The following is a 7,648-nucleotide window of genomic DNA, read 5'->3' as shown; positions in this document are numbered from 1 at the left end:
TGGTAATCGTCTTAAAGATTGGAAGTGGTTAAAAACTCAAGTAAAAGATGAACAAGTAACGTTAGTAGATCAAACTGCAGAAATCGGTTTATTGGCTTTACAGGGTCCGCGGGCCGCGGAACTTTTAAGTGAATTTGCGGCTGTATCATTGTTAGATTTAAAGCCTTTTCATTTTTGTAAGACACAAGTAGGAGGTTTTGCTGTTTTAGTTTCCCGAACTGGCTATACGGGTGAAGATGGTTTTGAACTATATGTGGAAATGGCTGCTCTTCCCCAATTATGGGCTAAGTTATTACAAGGGGGGCAAAAAATTGGTTTACGACCTGCCGGTTTGGGAGCACGTGATACCTTGCGTTTTGAGGCTGGTCTGCCTTTATATGGTCAGGAATTAAATGAAGAAATCACTCCTCTGCAGGCTGATTTGGAGTTTTTTGTTGCTTGGTCCAAAACGGATTTTATCGGTAAAGAGGCTTTGTTAGTTCAAAAAAAAGTAGGTTTAAAACGTAAATTGGTAGGTTTTGAAATGTTGGAAAGGGGTATTCCGCGCAGTGGCTACCCTTTGGAAAAGGAGGGCCGAGAAATCGGTGTAGTTACTTCCGGAAATTATGCACCAACATTAAAAACAAACTTGGGTTTGGGTTATGTGGATAGTGAACATGCATTTTTGGGAAATGAAATTGTGGTCAGGGTTAGGGGACGGGAATTAAAGGCCCGTTTAATAAAAAAACCTTTTTATTCGCGAAGGAGGTAAAGAAAATGTATCCGGAAAATTTAAAGTATAGTCAAGAACATGAATGGCTGTTGGTAAAAGAAAAGTGGGGTCTGGTTGGAATTACTGCTTATGCTCAAGAGGCTTTGGGAGATGTTGTTTTTGTTGATTTACCAGAGGTAGGAGCTAAACTTAAAGCCGGGGAATCTTTAGGGATGGTAGAATCAGTTAAAGCTATTTCTGATATTTATGCACCTTGTGCGGGAACGGTAAGACGGGTTAATGAAAATCTTTTTTCTGCCCCGGAATTAATTAATGATGATCCTTATGGGGAAGGCTGGTTGGTGGAAATCGAAATTGAGGAAATAGCCGCTGATTTATTAACAGCTGCGGAATATGCCAAATTGGTAGCTGAGGAGGAATAGATTAATGGTCTTTGTTCCACATACACCCACAGAAAAAAAAGAAATGTTGGCTGCTTTGGGAATAGCTTTTATAGATGACCTTTTTCGGGATTTACCCCCTAAACTGCGTTTGTCGGGGGAGCTTTCTCTTGGTCCGGGTTTTTCCGAAGCAGAGACCTACAAAAAATTGACTGCTTTAGCTGAAAAAAACAAAACGTTGGATGAGGTGATTTGTTTTCGGGGTGCCGGAGCTTATCAGCATTATCAGCCTCATGCGGTTAAGCAATTAATGGCTCGTTCTGAATTTTATACGGCTTATACACCATATCAGCCGGAAATTAGTCAGGGCACTTTACAGGCCATTTTTGAATATCAAACTTCAATTTGCGAATTAACCGGGATGGATGTGGCTAATGCTTCTCATTATGATGGAGCTACTGCCTTGGCAGAGGCGGCTCTTTTAGCTGTAAATGTGACACGGCGAAAGAAAATTGCGGCTAGTAGTTTACTTCACCCTGAATATCAGGCTACTTTAAATACATATTTAAAGCGTAAAGGTGTGGAAATTATTTGGCTGGAATCAAAAAATGGTGTAACTGTTCTGCCAGAGGTTAATGATGAACTAGCAGCGGTTTTAATTGCTAGTCCTAATTTTCTGGGATGTGTTGAGGATTTTTCGCCTTTTGCTTCTGTCATTCATCAAGAAGGTGGTTTATTAATTGCTTGTGTTGATCCTTTATCTTTAGGTATTTTGGAAAGTCCGGGTAAAATGGGAGCAGATTTGGTGGTAGGAGAAGGGCAAAGTTTAGGTCTGCCCCTTAATTTTGGTGGACCTTATTTAGGGTTCATGGCTTGTCGCCAAAAATATATGCGGCAGTTACCTGGCCGCATTGTTGGTCAAACCGTCGATGAACAGGGTAGACGCGGTTATGTTTTAACTTTGCAAACTCGGGAACAACATATTCGTCGTGAAAGAGCTGGTTCTAATATTTGTTCCAATCAGTCGCTTTGTGCTTTAGAAGCCACTGTTTATTTGGCATTATTAGGCCCACAGGGTTTAGCAGAGGTAGCTAAACAGTGCCTTTTTAAAAGTCATTATGCACGAGAACAGTTAAGCAAAATACCGGGGGTACGTCCTGTTTATTCTACACCTTTTTTCCGTGAATTTGTGGTAGAAACCTCGGAGCATCCTTTAAAAATTAATCAGCGACTTTGGGAAAAGGGTATTTTGGGAGGTTTACCTTTAGGTAAATACAATTCTGCTTGGGAGCATCATTTATTGGTCTGTGTTACAGAAATGCGGACTAAAGAAGAAATTGATCAATTAGTTCAAGTTTGGAAGGGGGCCTAAACAGTGGAAAAATTAATTTTTGAAAAAGGTGTTGCTGGGCGTCAAGGAAATTATGTAGCTCCTTTGGATGTTCCGGAACATGCCTTGACTAATCTTTTGCCAGAAAAGTTAATTAGAAAACAGGCTCCTTTATTACCTGAATTAACCGAAGGGGAAGTTGTGCGTCATTATACACGTCTATCCAATTTAAATTATGGTGTGGATACTGGTTTTTATCCATTAGGTAGTTGTACTATGAAATATAATCCTAAATTGAATGAAGTAGTGGCTGCTTTACCTGGCTTTAGTTCTCTGCATCCTTATCAACCTGTGGAAAGTGTGCAGGGAGCTTTGGAATTAATGGCCCGGACAGAAAAAATGTTAGCTGAAATTGCCGGTATGGATGCTTTTACTTTACAACCTGCTGCTGGTGCTCACGGGGAATTAACTGGACTTTTTATAATTATGGCTTATCATGCTTTTCGTGGTGAAATGCAGCGTAATAAAGTAATTATACCTGAAGCAGCACATGGTACTAATCCAGCTACAGCCTCTTTGGCTGCTTGTGAAATTATTCAGATACCTTCTCAAGAAGATGGCCGCGTGGATTTGGCTGCTTTAAAAAGGGTGGTAGGTCCGGACACGGCTGCTTTAATGTTAACTAATCCCAATACATTGGGCTTGTTTGAAACTGAAATTGAAGAAATCGCTGAAATTGTGCATGCTGCTGGCGGATTATTATATTATGATGGGGCCAACATGAATGCTATTATGGGTTATTCGCGTCCTGGTGATATGGGCTTTGATGTAGTCCATTTTAATTTACATAAAACCTTTGCTACTCCTCATGGTGGTGGTGGGCCGGGTTCGGGACCAGTCGGTGTTAAAGAGTTTTTGGAACCATTTTTACCACAACCACTAATTAAATATCATCCGGAAAAGGAAATCTATTATTTAGATGACCAAAGACCACATTCAATTGGTAGTGTCAAGGCTTTTTATGGGAATTTTTCTGTAGTTGTTAAGGCTTATACTTATTTATTGATGTTGGGGGCCGCGGGATTGCGGCAGGCTAGTGCGATGGCTGTATTAAATGCCAATTATTTATTACATTTATTGTCTTCGGATTATCATAAGCCTTTTCCGGGACCTTGTATGCATGAGTTTGTAGTTACTCCGCCTTCTGAAAAGAAAATACGAACTTTGGATATTGCTAAACGTCTTATGGATTATGGTTATCATCCACCTACAGTTTATTTTCCGTTATTGGTAGCAGAGGCTTTATTGATAGAACCGACGGAAACGGAAAGCAAAGCGACTTTAGATCGGTTTGCAGAGGTAATGCGGCAAATTATTAAAGAAACTCCGGAACAATTGGCTCGTGCTCCGGAAAAGACACCTTTGGGAAGATTGGATGAGGCTCGTGCAGCTAGACAGCCTGTTTTAAGATGGCGTCCACAAGCATAAGACACCCTCTTTTATCCCTGTTCATATATTAATAGGACGGGGGTGAGCCATTTATGGCTAAAGCAATCTTTTTTTCAGGCATGGGAACAGTTTATTTTTTACAAAAGCCATCAGGTTTAGAACTTTATACTGCTACTAAGCCAGCTTTGCGATTTTTAAAACGGCGGGGCTATTTGTTGGTTTTGGGAACCCCTGAGTGGCAGGAATATCAATGGCTGCAGGGGCAGTTGTCTACACATAATTTTTCTTTATTGTATTGGAATGGTAAAGAAGAAAGTTTATTACATTTAATACGGGAACGGAAAATTAGTTTGGCGGAGAGTTACTTGCTAACTGATAATGCTTTTTTATCTGAATTCTTATTTTGGGACTGGCAAGTAATTTTACTGCTTACTGGTAAGGGAATTATGACTTGGCAGGGTTTGCGGGAAAAGGAAATTGTTCAAATAGAAGATGTTTGTAAGGATATTTACTCAGCAGCGATTAGTATTGTTATTCGTGCTTTGGGTAATTATGATTAGCTAGATTTGGGAGGATTTTTAATGCAGGAACCTAAAAAAAATGATGTTTTAACAGATGTGGAAAAGCATTTACAAAAGATGGTTACTGCTTTGGAAAACATTAAAATTAGAGAATATGTGGAGTTTTTAAATAATCGACAGCATCTCTTTTTGTCTAATTTTTTGGCCGGTATGGCCCGCGGCCTAGGAATGGCCGTCGGTTTTACAATTCTCGGTGCGGTGCTGCTGGCTTTATTAAAACAAATAGTTTTACTAAATCTCCCTTTAATTAGTGATTTTATAGCTGATTTGATTCAATTGGTTAATGAAAGTTTGAAAAAATAAGTTTGGGATGAAAAAAATGTTTTTTTGGCTTTTGGTCTTTTTAATTATTTTTTTGGATTGGGGAAGTAAATATTGGGTGATGAAAGAGCTCTCTTTAGGACAAACCATTCCGGTAATTAAAAGTTTTTTTCATATTACTTATCTGCAAAATTCCGGTGCTGCTTTTGGTTTGCTACCTGGACAGAAATGGTTTTTCATCTGCATGGCCTTTTTGGCTTTAGCCGTAATCATTTATTTGCAATTTACTCTGAAGGTAAAGCAGTGCTTTTTATCTTTAACATTGGCTTTATTGACGGGGGGAATTTGTGGTAATTTAATTGATCGCTTTTATCGGGGTGTGGTCATCGATTTTTTAGATTTTCGTGGTTTCTGGCCTTATGTGTTTAATTTAGCGGATGTGGCCATTGTTTGCGGTATGCTTTTTTTAGTTTGGCAGATTTTATTTTTAGAAAAGGAGTAGTGTGTTGCCTGAGTTAATTGTTGCGGAAGAAGATGCTGGTCAAAGAATTGATCTTTATTTAAGTAAGGTTTTAAAAGATTTATCACGTTCACGTATTCAAAAAATGCTGAATGCTGGAAAAGTACGGGCAGCAGGTCGAGTGGTTAAAGCTAGCTATCGTTTAAGGGCAGGAGAAAAAATAGTTTATGAATTGCCTTTGGAAACTAAAATTGTGCTCCAGCCGGAAAAAATGCCTTTGGAAATTTTATATGAGGATCAGGCCTTATTGGTAGTTAATAAACCTGCCAATTTATTGGTTCATCCTGTGGGGGATGTTTATTCTGGTACTTTAGTTAATGGTTTGTTGGCCCACTGTACTACTCTTTCCCAACAAGCTAGTATCAGACCGGGGATTGTGCACCGTTTGGATCGCCTAACTAGTGGACTTTTGGTCGTGGCTAAAACTGATGCTGTACATCAGGATTTGGTGGAGCAGTTTCAAAAAAGGATTGTTCTACGCCGTTATTTAGTTTTGGTTCATGGTGTGGTTAATGAACCTGGGGGATTAATTCAGGCCCCTTTGGGGCGTGATCCACATAGGCGTTTGCATTGGACAGTTGTTTCCCAAGGGGGTAGGGAAGCACTTACTTATTATCGACTTGTAGAACAGTTTACGGCTTATAGTTTGTTGGTTTGTGATTTAAAAACCGGTCGGACTCATCAATTAAGAGTGCATTTGGCTTATTTAGGACATCCCGTGGTTGGGGACAGTAAATATGGTTTTCAAAATAAGGCTTTGGGTTTAAAGGGACATGGTTTACATGCTTGGACTTTGGGGTTCTATCATCCCTTAAATGGGAAATGGTTGTGTTTTAGAGTCTCCCCTCCCGCGGATTTCGAAGAGGCCCTGCAGAGGCTGCAGAGTAAAAAGGGGATTAAGTTTTTTAAAAAAGGGGGAAAAGAGGATGAACATTAAGGCTGAATTATTGGATGAAGCTGGTATTAGACGTTCCTTAACCAGAATAGGACATGAGATTGTGGAGAAAAATAAAGGTGTAGCTGATTTGTTAATTGTTGGTATCCGCAGAAGAGGTGTACCTTTGGCTGAACGCTTAGCTGAAATAATTTCTCAAATAGAAGGCACAATATTACCAGTAGGTAAATTAGATATTACTTTATATCGCGACGATTTAACTGTTTTAAGTGATCAACCTATTGTTAGAGCTACGGAAATTCCGGTAGAAGTTAAGGGTAAAAAAATTATTTTAGTGGATGATGTTTTATATACTGGCAGAACTATTAGGGCTGCTTTAGATGCTTTAATTGACTTGGGTAGACCAAAGTCTATTCAATTAGCTGTATTGATTGACCGGGGACATCGTGAATTGCCTATTAGGGCTGATTATATTGGAAAAAATGTACCTACTTCCCGTCGGGAAGCCATCGAGGTCCTCTTAAAAGAAATTGATGGTGAAGAGCGAGTTTTAATTGTTGAAAAACTGTTATAGAGGTTAAGATTTTTTTAACAATGGTGCTTGACAAGATAAATTAAAGGTGTTAAACTCAATTTGGATGTAAAAAGAGAAAATAATACTGTTCCCTTTCTAAGGGGAACGAGAGAGATTTAGTTCCGGTTTTTATAGTGAAAACAGCGTTTCCAAAGCTAATACTGGGGCGAGAGAGACATATTGGGTAGTGAGCTGCCTAGATATGTCATTTTTTTATGTTTATTTTTAGGTTTTTGTTATTTGAAAGGAGGTATCAGCTGGAAAAAAGGCTATTAATATAGATTTTAACTGGGTTGCTGACTTACTTTTGGTTAGGGGGGTGAAGGAATGGGTGTAATCCAATATACATTAATAGCATATGGATTAACGGCAGTGATTTCATTAATGGTTATTGGAGTAATCGTCTTTGTGAATAATTTGGTATCTGGTAATAATAATGATAAATGACAAAAATGCGGGGGTGTAGTAAAGAATGTCCGATGTGTTAATAAAATTATTTCCGGGGATCAGCAGTTTATTTTTACAAGAGCCGGTAATAGCAATTGCTAGGGTTTTGTTAATTATTGCAGGTTTTTTTATTGCTTACTATGGTTTTAAAAGAACTTTGGAACCTTTAATTATGGTCCCCATGGGTTTAGGTATGATTGCGGTTAATGCCGGAGTTTTAATTATTGGTGATGGTGGATTTGGTACTATTTTTATTGATTCTTTGGTTGATGATCCGCTTGATGTTTTGGAATTTATGCAGATTAACTGGTTGCAGCCGATTTACAATTTGACTTTCGGTAATGGTTTAATCGCTTGTTTGGTCTTTATGGGAATCGGTGCCTTAAGTGAAATTGGTTTCATTTTGTCAAGACCATGGACTTGTGTCTTTATAGCTATTTTAGCAGAACTGGGAACTTTCGTTGCTTTTATTATTGGAATCAAAATGGGTCTCTTGCCT

At 38.8% G+C, this 7,648-nt stretch carries 10 protein-coding genes; all 10 read left to right on the top strand.

Annotation, left to right across the window (positions count from 1 at the left end; all coding sequences use genetic code 11):
* Positions 1-751 (top strand): glycine cleavage system aminomethyltransferase GcvT (gcvT, locus tag GX687_04665; protein ID HHX96738.1); only part of this gene is annotated, 751 nt, incomplete at its 5' end.
* A gap of 5 nt (positions 752-756) precedes the next feature.
* Positions 757-1,134: a glycine cleavage system protein GcvH gene (gene gcvH / locus GX687_04660; GenBank protein ID HHX96737.1), complete on the top strand. Its 378-nt coding sequence runs from the start codon at positions 757-759 to the stop codon at positions 1,132-1,134.
* Between the two features lie 4 nt (positions 1,135-1,138).
* A complete protein-coding gene (locus GX687_04655; GenBank protein ID HHX96736.1) occupies positions 1,139-2,464 on the top strand; it encodes an aminomethyl-transferring glycine dehydrogenase subunit GcvPA in 1,326 nt (441 codons plus the stop codon).
* Between the two features lie 3 nt (positions 2,465-2,467).
* Complete coding sequence (locus GX687_04650; GenBank protein HHX96735.1) at positions 2,468-3,910, top strand: aminomethyl-transferring glycine dehydrogenase subunit GcvPB; 1,443 nt, start codon at positions 2,468-2,470, stop codon at positions 3,908-3,910.
* Between the two features lie 53 nt (positions 3,911-3,963).
* Positions 3,964-4,431, top strand: a complete 468-nt coding sequence (locus GX687_04645; GenBank protein ID HHX96734.1) for a hypothetical protein — start codon at positions 3,964-3,966, stop codon at positions 4,429-4,431.
* Positions 4,432-4,452: 21 nt separating this feature from the next.
* Positions 4,453-4,755, top strand: coding sequence for a hypothetical protein (locus GX687_04640; GenBank protein HHX96733.1), 303 nt, complete (start codon positions 4,453-4,455; stop codon positions 4,753-4,755).
* A 16-nt stretch (positions 4,756-4,771) separates the two neighbouring features.
* Positions 4,772-5,215 carry a signal peptidase II gene (gene lspA / locus GX687_04635; GenBank protein ID HHX96732.1) on the top strand — a complete coding sequence of 148 codons (444 nt, stop codon included), beginning with the start codon at positions 4,772-4,774 and terminating at the stop codon, positions 5,213-5,215.
* Between the two features lies 1 nt (position 5,216).
* Positions 5,217-6,170, top strand: coding sequence for an RluA family pseudouridine synthase (locus GX687_04630; GenBank protein ID HHX96731.1), 954 nt, complete (start codon positions 5,217-5,219; stop codon positions 6,168-6,170).
* Positions 6,160-6,702 carry a bifunctional pyr operon transcriptional regulator/uracil phosphoribosyltransferase PyrR gene (gene pyrR / locus GX687_04625; GenBank protein ID HHX96730.1) on the top strand — a complete coding sequence of 181 codons (543 nt, stop codon included), beginning with the start codon at positions 6,160-6,162 and terminating at the stop codon, positions 6,700-6,702. The genes GX687_04630 and pyrR overlap by 11 nt, the downstream gene beginning before the upstream one ends.
* Positions 6,703-7,174: 472 nt before the next feature.
* The coding region (locus GX687_04620) for a Na+-translocating decarboxylase subunit beta (protein HHX96729.1) at positions 7,175-7,648 on the top strand (474 nt) is incomplete at its 3' end.

It is taken from the genome of Clostridia bacterium, from assembly GCA_012841935.1.
Taxonomy (GTDB): domain Bacteria; phylum Bacillota; class Peptococcia; order DRI-13; family DTU073; genus DUTS01.
The sequence above is the reverse complement of the archived record's forward strand: the minus strand, read 5'-3'. Positions and strand labels throughout refer to the sequence as shown.